General features: G+C 53.9%; 17 protein-coding genes, 6 tRNA genes, 1 other RNA gene and 1 pseudogene. 9 read left to right on the forward strand and 16 right to left on the reverse strand.

Annotation, left to right across the window (positions count from 1 at the left end; genetic code table 11):
* Window positions 1-91: 91 nt before the first annotated feature.
* From MUU47_RS15965 to MUU47_RS15985, 5 genes are all read right to left on the reverse strand, one after another.
* Window positions 92-217, reverse strand: a non-coding RNA gene (locus MUU47_RS15965) — RtT sRNA.
* 31 nt (window positions 218-248) lie between these two features.
* Window positions 249-324 (reverse strand) — tRNA-Lys (locus tag MUU47_RS15970).
* Window positions 325-328: 4 nt separating this feature from the next.
* Window positions 329-404, reverse strand: a tRNA-Val gene (locus MUU47_RS15975).
* A gap of 39 nt (window positions 405-443) precedes the next feature.
* Window positions 444-519: transfer RNA gene (locus tag MUU47_RS15980), tRNA-Val, on the reverse strand.
* 53 nt (window positions 520-572) lie between these two features.
* A tRNA-Val gene (locus tag MUU47_RS15985) sits at window positions 573-648 on the reverse strand.
* A 257-nt stretch (window positions 649-905) separates the two neighbouring features.
* Between MUU47_RS15985 and gltX the strand changes: the two genes are divergently transcribed.
* Window positions 906-2,321, forward strand: a complete 1,416-nt coding sequence (gltX, locus tag MUU47_RS15990; RefSeq protein WP_258989134.1) for a glutamate--tRNA ligase — start codon at window positions 906-908, stop codon at window positions 2,319-2,321.
* Window positions 2,322-2,363: 42 nt separating this feature from the next.
* Here gltX and MUU47_RS15995 read toward each other — a convergent pair whose 3' ends face one another.
* Window positions 2,364-2,759 (reverse strand): YfeC-like transcriptional regulator, encoded by a 396-nt coding sequence (locus tag MUU47_RS15995; protein WP_258989135.1) that lies wholly within the window; start codon window positions 2,757-2,759, stop codon window positions 2,364-2,366.
* The gene (locus tag MUU47_RS16000) at window positions 2,759-3,121 is read right to left on the reverse strand and encodes a YfeC-like transcriptional regulator (protein WP_258989136.1); all 363 of its coding nucleotides are present in this window, start codon (window positions 3,119-3,121) and stop codon (window positions 2,759-2,761) included. Before MUU47_RS16000 ends, MUU47_RS15995 begins: the two co-directional genes overlap by 1 nt.
* A gap of 219 nt (window positions 3,122-3,340) precedes the next feature.
* Between MUU47_RS16000 and MUU47_RS16005 the strand changes: the two genes are divergently transcribed.
* The 3 genes from MUU47_RS16005 to MUU47_RS16015 all read left to right on the forward strand — a co-directional run bounded on the left by MUU47_RS16005 (window position 3,341) and on the right by MUU47_RS16015 (window position 4,092).
* A tRNA-Ala gene (locus MUU47_RS16005) sits at window positions 3,341-3,416 on the forward strand.
* A gap of 42 nt (window positions 3,417-3,458) precedes the next feature.
* Window positions 3,459-3,534 (forward strand) — tRNA-Ala (locus MUU47_RS16010).
* A gap of 285 nt (window positions 3,535-3,819) precedes the next feature.
* A complete protein-coding gene (locus MUU47_RS16015; protein ID WP_258989395.1) occupies window positions 3,820-4,092 on the forward strand; it encodes an MASE1 domain-containing protein in 273 nt (90 codons plus the stop codon).
* On the opposite strand, the pseudogene MUU47_RS16020 reads toward MUU47_RS16015, so the two are convergent.
* A pseudogene (locus MUU47_RS16020) lies at window positions 4,020-4,313 on the reverse strand (hypothetical protein); the annotation flags it as partial. The gene MUU47_RS16015 and the pseudogene MUU47_RS16020 overlap by 73 nt on opposite strands.
* A gap of 118 nt (window positions 4,314-4,431) precedes the next feature.
* The gene (locus MUU47_RS16025) at window positions 4,432-5,634 is read right to left on the reverse strand and encodes a NupC/NupG family nucleoside CNT transporter (RefSeq protein WP_125354152.1); all 1,203 of its coding nucleotides are present in this window, start codon (window positions 5,632-5,634) and stop codon (window positions 4,432-4,434) included.
* A gap of 317 nt (window positions 5,635-5,951) precedes the next feature.
* On the opposite strand from MUU47_RS16025, the gene MUU47_RS23610 reads away from it, so the two are divergent.
* Together MUU47_RS23610 and MUU47_RS16030 are read left to right on the forward strand one after the other, a co-directional pair.
* Window positions 5,952-6,008: a hypothetical protein gene (locus MUU47_RS23610; RefSeq protein ID WP_420805094.1), complete on the forward strand. Its 57-nt coding sequence runs from the start codon at window positions 5,952-5,954 to the stop codon at window positions 6,006-6,008.
* The gene (locus MUU47_RS16030) at window positions 5,989-7,227 is read left to right on the forward strand and encodes an Nramp family divalent metal transporter (RefSeq protein WP_258989137.1); all 1,239 of its coding nucleotides are present in this window, start codon (window positions 5,989-5,991) and stop codon (window positions 7,225-7,227) included. Before MUU47_RS23610 ends, MUU47_RS16030 begins: the two co-directional genes overlap by 20 nt.
* A gap of 87 nt (window positions 7,228-7,314) precedes the next feature.
* On the opposite strand, the gene MUU47_RS16035 is transcribed toward MUU47_RS16030, so the two are convergent.
* Together MUU47_RS16035 and mgrA are read right to left on the reverse strand one after the other, a co-directional pair.
* Window positions 7,315-7,668, reverse strand: coding sequence for a DUF2502 domain-containing protein (locus tag MUU47_RS16035; protein ID WP_258989138.1), 354 nt, complete (start codon window positions 7,666-7,668; stop codon window positions 7,315-7,317).
* Between the two features lie 124 nt (window positions 7,669-7,792).
* A complete protein-coding gene (mgrA, locus tag MUU47_RS16040) occupies window positions 7,793-8,791 on the reverse strand; it encodes an L-glyceraldehyde 3-phosphate reductase (RefSeq protein ID WP_258989139.1) in 999 nt (332 codons plus the stop codon).
* 174 nt (window positions 8,792-8,965) lie between these two features.
* On the opposite strand from mgrA, the gene MUU47_RS16045 reads away from it, so the two are divergent.
* Window positions 8,966-10,636 carry an alpha-keto acid decarboxylase family protein gene (locus MUU47_RS16045; RefSeq protein WP_258989140.1) on the forward strand — a complete coding sequence of 557 codons (1,671 nt, stop codon included), beginning with the start codon at window positions 8,966-8,968 and terminating at the stop codon, window positions 10,634-10,636.
* 6 nt (window positions 10,637-10,642) lie between these two features.
* On the opposite strand, the gene MUU47_RS16050 is transcribed toward MUU47_RS16045, so the two are convergent.
* On the reverse strand, window positions 10,643-11,875 hold the full coding sequence (locus MUU47_RS16050) for an ion channel protein (RefSeq protein ID WP_258989141.1): 1,233 nt from the start codon (window positions 11,873-11,875) through the stop codon (window positions 10,643-10,645).
* A gap of 204 nt (window positions 11,876-12,079) precedes the next feature.
* On the opposite strand from MUU47_RS16050, the gene glk reads away from it, so the two are divergent.
* Complete coding sequence (gene glk, locus MUU47_RS16055; protein ID WP_258989142.1) at window positions 12,080-13,045, forward strand: glucokinase; 966 nt, start codon at window positions 12,080-12,082, stop codon at window positions 13,043-13,045.
* Window positions 13,046-13,088: 43 nt separating this feature from the next.
* Here glk and MUU47_RS16060 read toward each other — a convergent pair whose 3' ends face one another.
* The 3 genes from MUU47_RS16060 to MUU47_RS16070 all read right to left on the reverse strand — a co-directional run bounded on the left by MUU47_RS16060 (window position 13,089) and on the right by MUU47_RS16070 (window position 15,857).
* Window positions 13,089-13,823, reverse strand: coding sequence for a LytR/AlgR family response regulator transcription factor (locus tag MUU47_RS16060; protein WP_258989143.1), 735 nt, complete (start codon window positions 13,821-13,823; stop codon window positions 13,089-13,091).
* A 9-nt stretch (window positions 13,824-13,832) separates the two neighbouring features.
* Window positions 13,833-15,530, reverse strand: a complete 1,698-nt coding sequence (locus tag MUU47_RS16065) for a sensor histidine kinase (RefSeq protein ID WP_258989144.1) — start codon at window positions 15,528-15,530, stop codon at window positions 13,833-13,835.
* Window positions 15,531-15,602: 72 nt separating this feature from the next.
* Window positions 15,603-15,857: a hypothetical protein gene (locus MUU47_RS16070; RefSeq protein WP_258989145.1), complete on the reverse strand. Its 255-nt coding sequence runs from the start codon at window positions 15,855-15,857 to the stop codon at window positions 15,603-15,605.
* Window positions 15,858-15,916: 59 nt separating this feature from the next.
* On the opposite strand from MUU47_RS16070, the gene alaC reads away from it, so the two are divergent.
* Entirely contained in the window at window positions 15,917-17,155 is a 1,239-nt protein-coding gene (gene alaC / locus MUU47_RS16075; RefSeq protein WP_258989146.1) for an alanine transaminase, read from the forward strand.
* A gap of 70 nt (window positions 17,156-17,225) precedes the next feature.
* Here alaC and ypdK read toward each other — a convergent pair whose 3' ends face one another.
* A complete protein-coding gene (gene ypdK, locus MUU47_RS16080; RefSeq protein WP_110509655.1) occupies window positions 17,226-17,297 on the reverse strand; it encodes a membrane protein YpdK in 72 nt (23 codons plus the stop codon).
* Between the last annotated feature and the right edge of the window lie 336 nt (window positions 17,298-17,633).

The raw sequence follows: 17,633 nt of genomic DNA on the forward strand, positions 1-17,633 counted from the left end.
GCAGGCAGATGTATAGCTTGAGGGGGGAAGTAAACAAGCGTAGTGAGTATCACGCATAGCAAAAAGGCGCCTTTAGGGCGCCTTTCCACATTGGTGGGTCGTGCAGGATGACTCGCTTCGCTCGCCCTTCGGGTCGCCGCCGCAAGCGGCTCCGCTGTCTCACTGCGTTCGACTCGAACCTGCCGCAGGTTCTCATTCTGCACGAATCGTGCATAGCAAAAAGGCGCCTTTAGGGCGCCTTTCCACATTGGTGGGTCGTGCAGGATTCGAACCTGCGACCAATTGATTAAAAGTCAACTGCTCTACCAACTGAGCTAACGACCCGAAGTGGTGGGTGATGACGGGATCGAACCGCCGACCCCCTCCTTGTAAGGGAGGTGCTCTCCCAGCTGAGCTAATCACCCACTTCGGTACTTCATGTAAGAAACGCGCTGGCGAGAAATTGGTGGGTGATGACGGGATCGAACCGCCGACCCCCTCCTTGTAAGGGAGGTGCTCTCCCAGCTGAGCTAATCACCCACTTCTCAATTTCTTACATTTACTGCTTCACACGGCGGAGACTACAAAAGTAGTGGTGGGTGATGACGGGTTCGAACCGCCGACCCCCTCCTTGTAAGGGAGGTGCTCTCCCAGCTGAGCTAATCACCCCCGCTGTGTGGAGTCGCATTATAGGGAGAGTTGAAAATGAGTCAACGCCTTTTCCAAAGATTTTGTTTGTTCGTCGTAAAATTAAACAAAACGATCGCAAATCGTTCCGCGGTGCATGATTTATAAACAAAATAAGCTAAGCGCAGCGATTCACAGGGATGAACGTTGAGGATTCAGGTGGGAGTGATAGAATATTGCGAATATTTTTATTAAGGATCCGCCGGCTGTCGGCAACGTCCTAAACGTAAGGCCATTTCATGAAAATCAAAACTCGCTTCGCGCCAAGCCCGACAGGCTATCTGCACGTCGGCGGTGCGCGTACTGCTCTTTACTCCTGGCTTTTTGCTCGCAACCACGATGGTGAGTTCGTGCTGCGTATTGAAGACACCGATCTCGAGCGTTCTACGCCGGAAGCCATCGAAGCAATTATGGATGGCATGAACTGGCTGAGCCTGGAGTGGGACGAAGGCCCGTATTTCCAGACCAAACGTTTCGATCGCTATAATGCGGTCATTGATGAGATGCTGGTCGCGGGCACTGCATATAAGTGCTATTGCTCGAAAGAGCGCCTGGAAGCCCTGCGTGAAGAACAAATGGCCAACGGCGAGAAGCCACGTTACGACGGCCGCTGTCGCCACGGTCATGAGCATCATGCTGATGATGAACCGTGCGTGGTGCGTTTTGCTAACCCGCAAGACGGTTCCGTTATTTTTGACGACCAAATCCGTGGCCCAATCGAATTCAGCAACCAGGAGCTGGATGATCTGATCATCCGCCGTACCGACGGTTCCCCGACTTACAACTTCTGCGTTGTGGTTGATGACTGGGATATGGAAATCACCCACGTTATCCGTGGCGAAGACCATATCAACAACACCCCGCGTCAGATTAACATTCTGAAAGCATTGAACGCGCCGGTACCGGTGTATGCGCACGTGTCGATGATTAACGGCGACGACGGCAAAAAGCTTTCCAAGCGTCACGGCGCGGTGAGCGTAATGCAGTATCGCGATGACGGTTATCTGCCAGAAGCACTGCTGAACTACCTGGTGCGTCTGGGCTGGTCCAGCGGCGATCAGGAAATCTTCACCCGTGAAGAGATGATCAAACTGTTCTCTCTGGGTGCAGTAAGCAAATCTGCCAGTGCATTCAATACCGAAAAACTGCAGTGGCTGAACCACCACTATATTAATTCGATGGCGCCGGAATATGTTGCGACCCATCTGCAGTGGCACATCGAGCAGGAAAACATCGATACCCGCAATGGCCCGCAGCTGTCTGAGCTGGTGACCCTGCTGGGTGAGCGTTGCAAAACGCTGAAAGAGATGGCGGCAAGCTGCCATTACTTCTATGAAGAGTTTGATGCGTTCGATGCCGATGCGGCGAAGAAACACCTGCGTCCGGTGGCTCGTCAGCCTCTGGAAGTGGTGCGCGATAAACTGGAATCCATCACTGAGTGGACCGCAGAAAACGTGCATCACGCGATTCAGGCAACCGCTGATGAGCTGGAAGTGGGCATGGGTAAAGTCGGGATGCCGCTGCGTGTAGCCGTCACCGGTGCCGGTCAGTCTCCGGGCCTGGATGTCACCGTTCATGCGATTGGTAAGAGCCGTAGCGTAGCGCGTATCAATAAAGCGCTGGCGTTTATTGCTGAGCGTGAAAGCCAGCAGTAACAGGCTGGAATAAGAAACGGCAGGCTCAGGCCTGCCGTTTCTTTATGCGCTTTCGTTCGCGATGCTAAGTCGCCGTAGAAAACCGCTTAACCCTTCCCGCACCAGCAGCGTCTGCAAACGCTGTTTCTCATCAGGCTCCATCATTACTAATACTTCCTGAATTTTCCGCCAGACGGGATCGTTGTCCTGCGTGTGGTAGCTATAATTGGGTTCGGCTGCCTGCAAGGAAAGCTTAAGGTGACGCAGTTTTGGGGTGGTGGCGAGAAAATCTCTGACCTCTGGCGTGATATGAATCAGACGCGCTCTGCCACCCTTCACGCCAGGGATCGACTCCGTTATCCAGTTTTGTTCCCGGATCCAACGATTGATTGTCTGTTTGGCCACACCCACACAGTTCGCCAGCTCCTGCGTAGTCATTTTGCTGTGAAGTATGTTCATCACTGTCCTTGCGTACGGATACCCAGGCGGAGAAGCAGACCGGTGATGCCTTCGCGCAGCAGCAGGCTGGTCAGCTCTTTTTGCTCGTGGTCTGACATTTCTTTTGCGAGCGACAGCAGAAGGGAATCAAAGCCGTCTTCTGCGGGATGATGTGCTCCGCCTGAGAAATCAGCGGCGCGCTGAGCGCTGCGTATAAATTCACGGACGTCATCACTGACGTGCACGAGACGTGCTTTGCCGCCCTGAACACCCGGACGAGGTGACGTTTGCCATCCTTCTTTGCGTACCCATTTATTGATTGTTTGTCGGCTATAACCGGTTAGATGGGCAAGTTCCTCCGGCGTCATTCGTTCCTTGAGCATGCTATTTCCTGAGTGCCTGTGTGGGAATTAAAGGTTCATGTTATAGCATCCTTTAACGTGAAAACGTGACGCGTTTAACTCCTGATTGCGAGAACGTACGCAATGTCATTTAGTTGCATGCTTTTTCATCGATTGAAATAGAGGTGAACATTTTGACGTTGACACCTGGCAAGGGAATTCATATTATGCCGCCCGTCAACACGACACGCTTTACGTTACGGGGCTATAGCTCAGCTGGGAGAGCGCTTGCATGGCATGCAAGAGGTCAGCGGTTCGATCCCGCTTAGCTCCACCAAATTCTGCACCCAACAGATTTGGAACGTGAAGTAAAAATTGTGGGGCTATAGCTCAGCTGGGAGAGCGCTTGCATGGCATGCAAGAGGTCAGCGGTTCGATCCCGCTTAGCTCCACCAAAATTCAAATCCTCGCCTCGGCGGGGGTTTTTGCTTTTCTGCGCCCGTGAAATTGTAAGAAAGCGACCTGTTGATGTTAAAACATACCTGGATGTTAAATTCCATATAAACAACAGGGCCTTTATTGCGCCGGGAGTTTTCTCCGCTCAATTAATAAACATAATATTTCCCTGTTGCCGTTATGTGCCCAGCCGGAATCCTCCCCAAACCAATAGGGTGTTGAAAAATAACGCCTCTGCCAAAAAGTTTCTGCTGGCGCTGATCTTAAGTATTTTCTCGATTCCAATGGCCCGTTTTCTGTCGCCGGAAACCGTAATAGATGGCAACGCCATTTATCTTGCCTGGCTACCGCTGTGCGTCATTCTGTCGATGCTGCTGCTGTTTGGTCGCTACGCGGTGCTGCCGCTGATTTTGGCGTTTACCGTAACGAATACCTGGTTTATGTCGTTGCCCTTTGGGCAAAACTTGGTTCTGGTGTTCTGTCAGCTGTCAAAGGCGCTGGCGTTGATCAGATGGCTGCTCAGCTCCGTCAGGCAGACCATCCGGACCTGCGGGTAGCCACCGACACCGTTTCGCCCGACAGGTCTGCTGAAAGCGGCATTGTTTTCCGGGGTATCTGCCGTCCGCCAGACCACGCCATCCACGGCGAACAGATTCAGACCGTGCCATTTCGGATGGGCCGCCTGCTGGATAAGTTCAGCGGGAATGAGGTCAGAAAGGCTGCGGGCGTGCTCAGGCGAGGTGACATTGATAATGCCGGGGGCTTGTGAAAGTTCCATTAAAAAAGGGTCCATGATGAACATGAACCCTTTTTACACCAGCCACCGGATCGGTCAACTGATCGTTAAACGATCGGCATTAGGGAATATCCCGGCTTTTAACCTCTTGCTGACTGACTTACAGAACCAGTGCGGCGATGGATGCGGACAGCACGCTCACCAGCGTCGAACCGTAAACCAGTTTCAGGCCGAAGCGTGAAACCACGTTACCCTGTTCTTCGTTCAGGCCTTTAATCGCACCGGCGATGATGCCGATGGAAGAGAAGTTGGCGAAGGAAACCAGGAAGATGGACAGGATGCCTTCCGCGCGCGGAGAGAGCGTGCTGGCAATTTTCTGCAGATCCATCATTGCAACGAATTCGTTAGATACCATTTTGGTTGCCATGATGCTGCCGACTTGCAGAGCTTCATGAGCAGGAACGCCCATCACCCACGCAACAGGCCAGAAGATATAGCCCAGAATGCCCTGGAAGGAGATACCGTGGCCAAACCAGCTGGTCACTGTGAAGAACAGCGCATTCAGCGCAGCAATCAGAGCGATAAAGCCAATCAGCATAGCGGAAACGATGATCGCTACTTTGAAGCCAGCCAGAATGTACTCACCCAGCATTTCGAAGAAGCTCTGACCTTCGTGCAGATTAGACATCTGCAGGTTCTCTTCACTCTTATCAACCTGATACGGGTTGATAAGCGACAGAACGATGAAGGTACTGAACATGTTCAGCACCAGTGCTGCAACCACAAATTTCGGGTCGAGCATGGTCATGTACGCGCCGACGATGGACATCGAAACGGTAGACATTGCGGTCGCCGCCATGGTGTACATGCGGTTGCGCGACATCTTGCCGAGAATGTCTTTATAAGCGATGAAGTTTTCGGACTGACCGAGGATCAGGGAGCTAACCGCGTTGAATGACTCCAGTTTCCCCATACCGTTGACTTTAGACAGCACGGTACCGATAGCGCGAATAACAATCGGCAGAACACGGATGTGCTGCAAAATACCAATCAGTGCGGAAATGAATACAATCGGGCAAAGCACCTTCAGGAAGAAGAATGCGAGACCTTCATCGTTCATTTTACCGAAGACGAAATTTGTCCCTTCATTAGCGAATCCGAGAAGTTTTTCGAACATCTCGGAGAATCCTTTCACAAATCCCAGGCCGACATCAGAGTTCAGGAAGAACCAGGCCAACAGAACTTCAATGACAAGTAATTGAATAACATAGCGAATGCGAATCTTTTTACGATCGTGGCTGACCAGCAAAGCCAAAATCGCAACCACAGCAAGCGCGAGGACAAAGTGTAGAACGCGGTCCATATTTGCTCCAAATATGAGGCAGGTTAAATTTCCGTGCACATTCTATGCAACAAGCTAAAAGAAAACGAGATCTACGCCGCACTATCGGTTAATCCTGTGAGCAAACTCAAAAAAGGTGATCAACCATACAAAACCGTTATGTTATGTAAAGGTATTAAAAGTTGAGTTAGTGTACTAATCTGACGATTGAATCATCCTGACGTTACTCTACCCGATAACATGGCTGATATTTGTTCCCCCGGCTATCGTTCTTGTCTATCAAAGAAATTATTATCACCTTGCTAAATGAACTTGATAATCATTCTCATTTTGATAGCATGAAACATAGCAAAGGCTATATTTCTGAGGCAGAAAATGACAAACAGTCGCGTTGAGAGTAGCAGCAGTCGCGCAGCGCGCAAGATGCGGTTTGCATTAATGGGGCCTGCGTTCATAGCTGCCATTGGCTATATCGATCCGGGGAACTTCGCCACCAACATTCAGGCAGGGGCCAGCTACGGCTATCAGCTACTGTGGGTGGTGGTGTGGGCGAACCTGATGGCGATGCTGATTCAGGTGCTGTCGGCCAAACTCGGGATTGCCACCGGTAAAAATCTGGCGGAACAAATTCGTGACCACTACCCGCGCCCGCTGGTGTGGTTCTACTGGGTGCAGGCGGAAATTATCGCCATGGCAACCGATCTGGCGGAATTCATTGGTGCGGCGATTGGTTTCAAGCTGATCCTCGGCATCTCGTTATTCCAGGGCGCGGTCCTGACCGGGATTGCGACCTTCCTGATTTTGATGCTGCAACGGCGTGGCCAAAAACCGCTGGAGAAAATCATCGGCGGGCTGCTGTTGTTTGTGGCAGCCGCGTACATCGTCGAGCTGATTTTTTCGCAGCCCGCGCTGGCACCACTGGCGAAAGGGATGATTATCCCATCGTTACCGACGTCTGAAGCGGTGTTTCTCGCGGCGGGCGTGCTGGGTGCAACCATCATGCCACACGTAATTTACCTGCACTCGTCGCTGACACAGCACTTGCACGGCGGTTCGCGGCAGGAGCGCTACAGCGCGACGCGATGGGATGTGGCGATTGCCATGACCATTGCCGGGTTTGTGAATCTGGCGATGATGGCCACGGCAGCAGCGGCGTTTCACTTCCGCGGTCATACCGGCATTACCGATTTGGATCAGGCGTACCTGACGCTCGAACCCCTGCTCAGCCACGCGGCAGCGACTATTTTCGGTCTGAGTTTGATTGCCGCAGGGCTGTCATCCACAGTGGTCGGCACGCTGGCCGGGCAGGTTGTTATGCAGGGTTTTATTCGCTTTCACATTCCGCTGTGGGTCCGTCGGGCAGTCACTATGCTGCCGTCGTTTGTGGTCATTTTTCTGGGGCTGGACCCAACGCGTATCCTGGTGATGAGTCAGGTGCTGCTGAGCTTCGGTATCGCCCTGGCACTGGTGCCGCTGTTGCGGTTTACCAGCGATGCGAAACTAATGGGCGACCTGGTCAACACACTTTGGGTAAAACGGACTGGCTGGGTGATTGTGGCGCTGGTGGTCGCGTTGAATGGTTGGCTGCTGGTCGGCACGCTGCTCGATCTGTAATTTAGCGTTGAAGCAGGCAATAAAAAAGCAGCCTGCATGAAGTGAGCCCCATTTGTTGGATAGGTCACTTCACGCAGGCTGCTTTTTTTAATGGTGATGCCCGCCGTGTCCGTGATCACCACGGCCCGGACCGCGACCCCAGCCGCCACGATGATCATTCCTGTCGTGCCAGCCTTCACGGTAGCCGCGCTCGTAGGCGTTACGTTTGTCCCAACCGCGATGCCAGCCGTTGTCATGTCGATGCCAGCGCGCGTCGCGCCACTCGTAATTACGGCGCCAGTAGTCACGGTCGCGCCAGCGGTCCCCGTCCCAGTGATTACCGTAATTATCCTGATCGCCAATTTGTAATTTTACCGATGGGATCAGGGTGAGTTCGCCTGCATTCGCCACTATCGGGGCGCTCGCCAGTAAAACTGCAGCCAGAATCAGTGACCTGAACATGAATTTCTCCTTACGATCGGGGCCTTATTTGGCCTGTTAACGCAATCTTACGAGGTGTTACAACCCCACAGCATTGGAGCAACTCCTAAATCCCAGGTCGCAGCACGATTTGCTAAAAATGGCGTTATTTTGTACCGTTCAAAATGGCGTCAATGGCAGTGATTTCCATCGCCGAGAAGTGGCGGTTACTGAGCATACCGACCGCGTCATCAAGCTGCGCCGTCTTGCTGGCACCAATCAGCACCGAGGTGATTTTGTCCTCACGCAGCACCCAGGCCAGCGCCATCTGCGACAATTTCTGCCCACGCTGCTGCGCAATTTCGTTCAGTTTACGCGCCTTAGCGACTTTCTCTTCGGTAATGCTATCCGCGCTCAGGAATTTGCTCCCGCTGGCGGCGCGTGAATCCGCCGGAATGCCGTTCAGGTAGCGGTCCGTCAGCTGCCCGCCCGCGAGTGGGGAAAAGGCAATCGAACCCACGCCCTGTTCTTCAAGCAGATTCGTCAGGCCGTCTTCCACCCAGCGCTCGAACATTGAGTATTTCGGCTGGTGAATAAGACACGGCGTGCCGAGATCCTGCAAAATTGCAAACGCATCACGGGCGCGGTCTGCCGGGTAATTGGAAAGACCGACGTACAGAGCTTTACCCTGGCGGACCACGTGATCCAGCGCGCGCATGGTTTCTTCCAGCGGCGTTTCCGGGTCTGGACGGTGATGATAGAAAATATCGACGTATTCCAGACCCATGCGCTTCAGACTCTGATCGAGGCTTGAAATCAGGTATTTGCGCGAACCCCAGTCGCCATACGGCCCATCCCACATGGTGTAACCGGCTTTACTGGAAATAATCAGCTCATCGCGCCAGGGAAGGAAATCTTCCCGCAGGATACGACCGAAATTGCTTTCGGCAGACCCCGGCGGTGGGCCGTAGTTATTGGCGAGGTCAAAATGGGTAATCCCGAGATCGAACGCATGACGCAGCAGCTGACGGCTGGTTTCCAGTAATGTTTCATCGCCAAAGTTATGCCATAAGCCCAGCGAAATTGCCGGTAACTTCAGCCCGCTCCGGCCGCAGCGGTGATATTCCATTGCCTGATAGCGTGCCGGATTTGCCTGATAAACCATTAAAACCTCCAATGAGGAAAGGGTGTGTATACGTTTACACTAATCAATGTTGTCGCGCAGGTACACCCTTAAAATCCGTAAATTTAACTTTCCACTAACAAATTCTTATCCTTCTGGACAGACTTCGCGCATCTCTAATACTCAGAATATCTATGCGGCGAAAGGAAGATGGCTATGCAATCGAATTACACAATCGCGGATTATCTGGTGGATCGTCTTGCCGGATGCGGTATTGACCATATGTTTGGCGTGCCGGGTGATTATAATTTGCAGTTTCTCGACCATGTCATCGAACACCCAAAGCTGTGCTGGGTGGGCTGTGCGAATGAGCTGAACGCGGCCTATGCCGCCGATGGTTATTCCCGGATACACGGCGCGGGCGCTCTGCTCACAACCTACGGTGTCGGGGAGCTTAGCGCCCTGAATGGCATTGCCGGGAGTTTTGCCGAATACGTGCCTGTTTTGCATATCGTTGGCGCGCCGGGTACGGGCAGCCAACAGAAGGGCGAATTGCTACATCACACCCTCGGCGATGGTAATTTCGGCCACTTTTTCGAAATGAGCATTCCGCTGAGCGTCGCCAGAGCGAAACTGACCGCCAGCAACGCCTGCCAGGAAATCGACCGTGTGCTGCGGGAAATGCTCACCGAACGCCGTCCGGCGTACCTCATGTTACCGGCAGACGTTGCCAAAGCCCCGGCTACTGCGCCTGTAAACGCTCTCATGCTGAAGTCTGCAAAGGCGGATGACAACGCGCTCGAGGCGTTTACGACGGCGGCCCGGCAGATGCTCACGCCCGCTAAGCGGGTTGCGATGCTGGCTGATTTTTTGGCCCAGCGTTATGGCCTGCAATCAATGCTCAGAAACTGGGTGGCGTCGCAACCGCTGGCATATGCCACGCTGCTAATGGGGAAAGGGCTATTTGACGAGCATCAAGCGGGCTACGCCGGCACCTACAGCGGAGCCGCCAGCGACGATGACACCCGGGCGGCGATTGAAGATGCCGATGCGATTTTGTGCATCGGCACTCGCTTCACCGACACCATCACCGCCGGGTTTACCCAACATCTTCCGGCAGAGATAACTATCGAGCTTCAGCCGTTTTCTGCCCGCGTAGGCTCACGTTGGTTCAGTAGTTTGCCGATGGAACAGGCGGCCCAGGCGCTGCAATCGTTGTGTGAGGAACTTGCATCTGGCTGGACGGCTCCTGCTTTGCATGTTTTGCAGAAGAAACCGGCGGCGGGAAAATTCAGCGGAATGCTGAGTCAAACCAGTTTCTGGCAAGCGTTACAGGATGCGCTGCAGCCGGGGGACATCATTCTGGCAGATCAGGGCACGGCGGCCTTTGGCGCGGCCTCGCTCACGCTGCCAACTGATGCCATGCTGATTGTTCAGCCGTTATGGGGCTCAATCGGTTTTACGCTGCCCGCCGCGTTTGGCGCACAAACTGCAGCCCCGGAGCGGCGCGTGGTGCTGGTGGTGGGTGATGGCGCGGCGCAGCTGACGGTGCAGGAAATCGGATCGATGCTGCGCGACGGGCAGAAGCCGCTGATTTTGCTGCTGAACAACGAGGGCTACACGGTAGAGCGGGCAATTCATGGGCCGGAACAGCGCTACAACGATATCGCGCTGTGGAACTGGACCCAAATTCCGCAGGCGCTGAGCCTGAATTGTCAGGCGCAAAGCTGGCGAGTGACGGAGATGGTGCAGCTGCGTGAAGTGCTGGAGCTGGCTTCTCGCCGCCAGCGGCTGACGTTTATCGAAGTGGTGCTGCCGAAACTGGAAATTCCTGGACTGCTGCGGGCCGTGACCCAGGCGCTGGAGACCCGCAACAATACGCAGTGACGGAGTTTAACGCGGTGGTTTAGCGATCATCGTTGGTTTGCCCGCCAGCAGCAGCCAGGCGGGCAGCATCACAATGCACAGCAGCGGCAGCAGGGTGGTGTCCGGTACGACCACGGCGGCCATAAACAGGCTCAGCCAGCCATCGCGAGTCACTACCAGAACCAGGCCAAGGATGGCGCAGGAGATGGTAATCGCCGCCGGAACCGCTTCAACGTGCGCGTGCAGCATCAGGCCGAGCGCCACGGCGACAAACACCGCCGGGAAAATACGGCCTCCGCGGAAACCACTGGCGGCAGCGACAACAAGCGCAGCCAGTTTCATTACCGCAATCAGCATGAAATCGGTCGACGTGAGCGTCTGACTAAAGGCAAGTTGTTGCATTTCATCCAGCCCTTTAAACAGGGTAATCGGTCCACCAAAAGCACCAATCACCCCCAGCAGAAAGCCGCCCATTCCGAGGATCAGCACCGGATGTTTGAGTTTGTGCAAAAGGGTATGCAGGCGTGGCAGGCACCAGACCGCCACCATGCCGACGGCAATAGCGATGGCCGCCACGACTGCGCCACTGAAAATATCGACCAGGCGCATCTGGCTGTAGTGGGCCACCGGCAAAGAAAACTGTGGGTGGAAGAACAGGCTGGTGGTCAGAGCGCCGGCCGCGGCGGCAATCAGCGGAGCGAACAGTCGATCCCACAGTGGGATCTCATCGTTGCCGCTCAGCATCTGCGAGAAAATGAGTGCCGCAGCGATAGGTGTGCCGAACAGCGCGCCGATGGTGCCGGAGGCGGCCAGAATGGTCCAGTCCATAGCCCCAACGCGTGGGAAAACGCGGGCGCCGAGTGCGACGGCGAGCGCGATGTTCACCGACATAATCGGGTGTTCCGGCCCGAGGCTCACGCCGCCTGCAAGGCCCAGGATCAGCGCGAGAATCAGGCCAGGCAGTGCCGATGGTGGTACCGGGGCGCCAATTAACGGCTCGGTCGCCGGGTCAGGCCCAGCATGGCCGGGGCTATAACGAATCACTAATCCAACGGCGATACCGGTGGTGGTCAGCATGAAAATTATCCAGCTTGTGGAATCGACGTTCACGCCGAAACTCGTGGGAAGCGTGGACCACAACAGCCGTTGCAATACGGCAGCAATTTTCATGATAACCACCAGAATCAGACTGGAGGCAATACCAATGATTAAGGCGGGAACCGATAACAGCAGCATGGTTCTGGCTCGCGGGTGGAGCATAGTGATTTCCTTTTAACTCTGAGCGCGCAACACTTTGCCGCCAAATGATAAAACCTTCATTGCAATTGGTGCTGAAACGGTAAAGTTATTGTGTGACCGGGATCGATAAATCGTGGGCACTACTGCGTTGATCGTTGTTGTTATGTCGCCATGAATTTACAGTGTGCCAAAGACTTATTCTGACTTTAGCGGAGCAGTAACAGAATGACAAAGTTTGCGTTAACGGGTGATGTCGGCGGGACGAATGCCCGACTGGCACTGTGCAATCTGGCCAACGGCGAGATTACTGAAGCGAAAACCTATTCCGGGCTGGATTATCCAAGCCTTGAGGCGGTAGTGCGGGTTTACCTTGATGAACAAAAGGTTGACGTAAAAGAGGGCTGCATCGCGATAGCCTGTCCGATTACCGGTGACTGGGTGGCGATGACCAACCACACCTGGGCGTTCTCCATCGAAGAGATGAAGAACAATCTGGGCTTTACACATCTGGAAATTATCAACGACTTTACCGCTGTTTCCATGGCGATTCCGATGCTGAAAAAAGAGCATTTGATTCAGTTCGGCGGTAAAGAGCCGGTGGAAGGTAAGCCGATTGCCGTGTATGGCGCGGGCACGGGTTTGGGCGTTGCGCACCTGGTTCACGTGGACAAACGCTGGGTGAGCCTGCCGGGTGAAGGCGGGCACGTAGACTACGCGCCGAACAGCGAAGAAGAGGGCATCATTCTGGAAGAGCTGCGCGCCGAACTGGGGCACGTCTCCGCCGAGCGCGTGCTGTCCGGCCCGGGGCTGGTGTATCTCTACCGCGCGATTGTTAAATCTGATGGTCGTTTGCCGGAAAACCTGCAACCGAAAGATGTCACCGAACGCGCGCTGGATGATTCCTGCATCGACTGCCGTCGTGCGCTGTCGCTGTTTTGTGTGATCCTCGGCCGCTTCGGCGGCAACCTGGCGTTGACGCTCGGCACCTTTGGTGGCGTGTACATTGCCGGTGGCATCGTGCCGCGTTTCCTCGAATTCTTTAAATCTTCCGGTTTCCGCGGTGGGTTTGAGGACAAAGGGCGTTTCAAATCCTACGTGCAGGACATTCCAGTGTTCCTGATTGTGCACGACAATCCAGGCCTGATTGGCTCCGGGGCGCACCTGCGCCAGTCGCTGGGGCAAATTCTCTGAGTGGATTTTCCTGAGATGAATAAGGCGCCGTCGGCGCCTTTTTTTACAAATGCATCAGCTGGCGAAACTCTTTCACTTTGCTGCGACTGACCGGTACCTGGAAATCGAGGTCGCGTAATCTGAGAATGTAGGTGTTGTTGAACCACGGCTCTATTTCCCGGATTTTATTCAGATTAACGCAGTACGAGCGGTGGCAGCGGAAGAAGTGCGCCGCCGGAAGCTTGCTGCAAAACTCGGTAATGTTCATCGGCATCACCCACGACTCGCGTCGGGTATACACGAAGGTCATTTTCTCGTGTGCTTCGGCGTAATAGATATCGTGGATTGAGGTTACGAAAATCTTTTCATCGCGGACCAGGTTGATGGTGTCGTTTTCTCGCTGAGGGTTCACCGCGCTGCTATTGCTACCCGACTGATGCTGCCAGCTATTTTCCAGCTTTTGCAGCATCGTGACGATGCGCGATTCCTGATACGGCTTGAGAATGTAATCGAAAGCTTCCAGTTCAAACGCTTCCACCGCATGCTCTTTCCATGCGGTGATAAACACGATGAAGGGTTTATGGGCGAACTGGCTAATATTCTGCGCCAGAAGCACGCCGTCGAGCGAGGGAATATTGATGTCGAGAAAAATGGCGTCGACCTTGTTGTGCTGCAAAAACTTCAGCACGTCCAGCCCGTCATCAAACGTGCCGACAATCTCCATCTGGCTATGTTCTTTAATCAGCCAGGTCAGCTCCTGCTGGGCAAGCACTTCATCTTCAACAATGATGACTTTCATAGTCCGTCCTTATGACAGCAGGCTGACAGTTGAGGGGGATGGCGTACGCTGGTTTGGCACATAGAACGCAATCTCAGTGCCTGGCTCAAGGCGACGAATATGCAGCCCTTCGCCGTACAGCAGCGTCACGCGGTGATGCACATTGAGCAGGCCAATTTTATTGCCCGGCATTTCGTTCGCCTCAACGCGGGCAATCACCGCCGGGTCGATGCCATTACCCGTATCCCGCACCCCAATTCGCACGCGATTCCCGCTTTCACTGATGCTGATGGTGACTACGCCTTTCCCCTTGCAGGGCTGAATTCCGTGAACGATCGCGTTTTCGACCAGCGGCTGAATCAGCAGGCTTGGGATCATGCAGTTCACTTCATCGTCGATGTCGTAAATCACCGTCAGCTTGTCACCAAAGCGCGCCTGTTCGATGGCGATGTAATCCTTAATTTGGTACAGCTCTTTGCGAATATCGATCTGCTCGTCGTCCTTCAACTCAATGTTATAGCGCAGATAACGCGACAGATTGAAAATCAGCTGCCGGGCGGTGTCTGGATTAAGGCGAATCGACGACGAAATGGCGTTCAGCGCGTTAAACAGGAAATGAGGATTAATTTTACTTTGCAGCGCCCGCAGCTCTGCCTTATTTGCCATTTCACGCAATTGCTCGGCACGGGACACTTCGAGCTGAGTCGAGATTATCTGCGACAGGCCCACCGCCATTTCCTGTAGCGAGGACGTTATCTGGTGCGCGGGGCGGTAATAGATTTTTAGCGTGCCGGTGACAACGCCTTTTTCCCACAGCGGGATGATCATGATTGAATGGATCTCCGGTGTGCGGTAGGCCACATCGTCATTGCGGATAATGATTTTTCCGTCGCTCAGCGCCTGACGGGTTCGTGGGCTTATCCCCAAATCATTCTTTTTGTAATTGGTTTCTCCGAGGCCGACGTAGGCCAACACTTTCTCGTTATCGGTAATCGCCACCGCATCGGCGTCAATATCCCGGCGAATAATGTCGCAGACCTGGCGCAGGGATTCGCTATTCACGTTACGAAACAGCGGAAGCGTCTTGTTGGCTATTTCCAGGGCGAGCTTGGCCTGCCTGGCGGCGATGGCCTCTTTTTCCCCTTCAACGCTGCGTACCAGCAGTACGATAAAACCGATACACACACTGCCGAGGATCATCGGCACGCCAATTTTTGAAACGATATCGAACCCGAGTTGCATCGTCGGCGCCCAGACGATAACGAGGATCATGGTCAGCGTTTCGCACAGCATCCCGGCGAGGATCCCGACGCGCCAGTGTTGCGCCTTGGGGACTTTGCAGTGGATCCAGCCGGAGAGCAGCCCGGCGATAATGCTGGTGATAAAGCAGGGCACAGCGGTGACGCCGCCGATGTCTATCAGATAGCGGTGCGTACCGGCGATAAGGCCGGTAATGGCGCCGACCCACGGGCCAAACAGTATGCCGCCGGACATCACCGCAATGACGCGCACATTCACCAGCGAGCCTTCCACATGCACGCCAGACCAGGTGCTGAATAGTGCGAACAGCGAGAAGATGGCAGTGACAGCGAGCAGCTCCTTCGGCGTATGGGCCGATTTATGCAGCAGCTCGCGGAACAGGCGGATGCGGATAAGGAAAAACAGGCAAATCAGCATCAGGGCGGCTCTGTCAAAGACCGCCAGCAGCATAGTAAAGATTTCGTGCATGAGTGCGCCGTATGTATCACTGAAAGTAATATGATAAAAAACCTGGCGAGGGATAGCCAGCAATCACGCGGATTAGGTAACGGGGAAAAGGCATATTTTTAAAAGGGGATTGTTATTTTGGTCACGGCACAGGGGGAAATGCGGGGAGAGTGCGCGTTCAGAAGTAAACCAATTGATATCACCGTGTAAATAATATTTTGCTGTAAAGCTGATATCAGGCAGCGTGCATTGCCCCTTATCGGACATCACTTCCCCATTTTGGCTGCATGAATTATTTTTCCCCAACCCTCTCGACAGCAGGAAAAACTTCGGGTTATGTTCATTCATGCCACACAGGTGGCAGCGTCGCTCGGACGGTCCGGGCGCTCACGTTATCCGAGGAAATTATGGCTGACTCCAGTCCTGAACGTCGTTTTACCCGTATCGACAGGCTTCCCCCTTACGTATTCAATATCACTGCTGAGCTGAAAATGGCTGCGCGTCGGCGCGGCGAAGACATTATCGACTTCAGCATGGGTAACCCCGACGGCGCCACGCCGCCGCATATTGTCGAAAAACTCTGTACCGTGGCCCAGCGCCCGGATACCCATGGCTACTCCACGTCTCGTGGGATACCGCGTCTGCGCCGGGCGATTTCGCGCTGGTATAAAGACCGTTATGACGTAGAAATTGACCCCGAAAGCGAGGCTATCGTCACCATCGGTTCGAAAGAAGGACTGGCGCACCTGATGCTGGCGACGCTGGATCACGGTGATACCGTGCTGGTGCCGAATCCGAGCTATCCGATTCATATTTATGGTGCGGTGATTGCCGGGGCACAGGTTCGTTCCGTGCCGCTGGTGGAAGGTGTCGACTTCTTTAATGAACTCGAACGCGCAATTCGCGAAAGCTATCCGAAGCCGAAGATGATGATCCTCGGCTTCCCGTCGAACCCGACCGCGCAGTGCGTTGAGCTGGATTTCTTCGAGAAAGTGGTCGCGCTGGCGAAACGCTACAACGTGCTGGTGGTGCATGATTTAGCCTACGCCGATATCGTTTACGACGGCTGGAAAGCGCCGTCGATCATGGAAGTCCCTGGCGCACGTGATGTCGCCGTGGAGTTCTTCACGCTGTCGAAAAGCTACAACATGGCAGGCTGGCGAATCGGTTTTATGGTCGGCAACAAAGAACTGGTTAACGCGCTGGCCCGTATCAAAAGCTATCACGATTACGGTACCTTCACCCCGCTGCAGGTGGCGGCGATTGCGGCGCTGGAAGGCGATCAGCAGTGCGTGCTGGATATCGCCGAGCAGTACCGTCGCCGTCGTGACGTGCTGGTTAAAGGCTTACATGAGGCCGGATGGATGGTTGAGATGCCGAAGGCGTCGATGTACGTCTGGGCGAAAATTCCGGAACAGTACGCCGCAATGGGCTCGCTGGAGTTTGCGAAAAAGATGCTGCAGGACGCGAAAGTTTGCGTTTCACCGGGGATTGGGTTTGGCGACTACGGCGACACTCACGTGCGCTTTGCGCTGATTGAAAACCGGGATCGAATCCGCCAGGCCGTTCGTGGGATTAAAGCGATGTTCCGCGCCGACGGCCTGCTGCCGGTTTCCGGCAAGTCCGCGACGGAAAGTGCCGAGTAACTCTTCTGTCGTCACTCTTTAGAAATGCAAACAGGAGCCAAATGGCTCCTGTTTTTTTGCATGCTCAGGCTTAAACCATCAGGGCGAAAGTGCCGGCCCAGACGATGACCATAAAGGAGATGCCCATAATAAAATATTTCACGTCACATCACTCCGCGTATAGCTCGATACGCCCAAATGAAAACAATCCTGACTGAGTATAGAGAGCTGACACCGCCTCGAATAAAAATTGGGATTCATCCCTTTTTACCCTTCGGCACCACCTCAAAATTCTGTGCTTCATGTGCTCCAGACGGCGCTAATGTACGCTTAAAAAATGAGGGTGACAAGCCTGATTTTTTTATTAATTTTTAGTTACTTACGAGTGTCGTGAATCGGCGACACAATGATTTCAGTATGCAATAAATGCCCGCACAGCGATGGCAAAACCGTCGTCGAATGATGGGGTAGTACCGCATTGAAATTATAGGAATTTTAC

The sequence above is a fragment of the Scandinavium hiltneri genome (assembly GCF_024764835.1).
Classification (GTDB): domain Bacteria; phylum Pseudomonadota; class Gammaproteobacteria; order Enterobacterales; family Enterobacteriaceae; genus Scandinavium; species Scandinavium hiltneri.